This window comes from Vibrio sp. CJQ_6 (assembly GCF_043106745.1).
Lineage (GTDB): Bacteria > Pseudomonadota > Gammaproteobacteria > Enterobacterales > Vibrionaceae > Vibrio > Vibrio furnissii.
In genome coordinates this window covers 1-967 of sequence record NZ_JBICMV010000003.1, presented here as the reverse complement: position 1 = coordinate 967, position 967 = coordinate 1, and the positions used below count along the sequence as shown (strand labels likewise).

Annotated in this window: 1 pseudogene; it reads right to left on the bottom strand. The window is 47.2% G+C overall.

The features are described from left to right. Positions 1 to 967: pseudogene (locus ACF8PK_RS00010) on the bottom strand (IS3 family transposase); the annotation flags it as partial.

The following is a 967-nucleotide window of genomic DNA, read 5'->3' as shown; positions in this document are numbered from 1 at the left end:
ATCGGACTGTTGTCCCAGCAATTACCTCGCCTCGATAAGCTTTGCTTGATTTGATAACGCCACAACCGTTGCCGATAAGAACGACTGGTGTAATGACTTCCTTGGTCGCTGTGGAACATCACGCCTTTGGGCTTACCTCGTGATTCAAACGCCATAGAGAGAACTTTCCCTGTCAACTTACTATCAGGCGATACTGACATCGCCCAACCAATTGGCTTTCTCGCGAACAGGTCGATGACAACAGCAAGATACATCCAGCGTTGTCCCGTCCAAACATACGTCACATCACCGACCCAGACTTGGTTGGGAGCGGTAACGGCAAATTGTCTAGACAGATGGTTTGGGATCTCTACGTGCTCTTGTGATGCCTTTCGATATCGGTGCTTCGGTGTTTGGCAGCTTACCAACCCTAATAATTTCATTATCTTAGAAGCTCGATAACGTGTCAGTTTTACACCTTGGGCCGTCACCATGTCGGCAATGCTTCTCGCACCAGCAGAGCCGTTGCTTGCCATATGAACTTCTTTAATGAGACTTTTTAGTTTCACCAACTCTGGGGAAACACGCTTAGGGCGATAACGCCAGTATTTGTAACTGCTGCGATGGACACTGAACACATGACACAAGGTGGTTACACTAAAGCTCTGCCTGAGTTTCTCGATTATCGAGAGTTGTTCAGTGAGTCCGACATCAAGAGAGCGGTAGCCTTTTTTAATATTTCATTGTGCTCTTCAAGGCGTGCAAGTTTCTTCTTCAGCTCTCGTATCTCAATTTGCTCTGGTGTCATTGGTGAGGCTTGAGGAGTCACTCCATTTCTTTCTTGCTTGAGTTGCCTTACCCACTTATCCATTGTCGATTTACCCACACCCATAGCTTTTGCGGCTTCAACAACGGTGTAGTTTTGGTCGAGAACAAGTTGCGCTGCTTCGAGTTTGAATTCCGCACTGAAAGTGCGTCTGGTACGCTT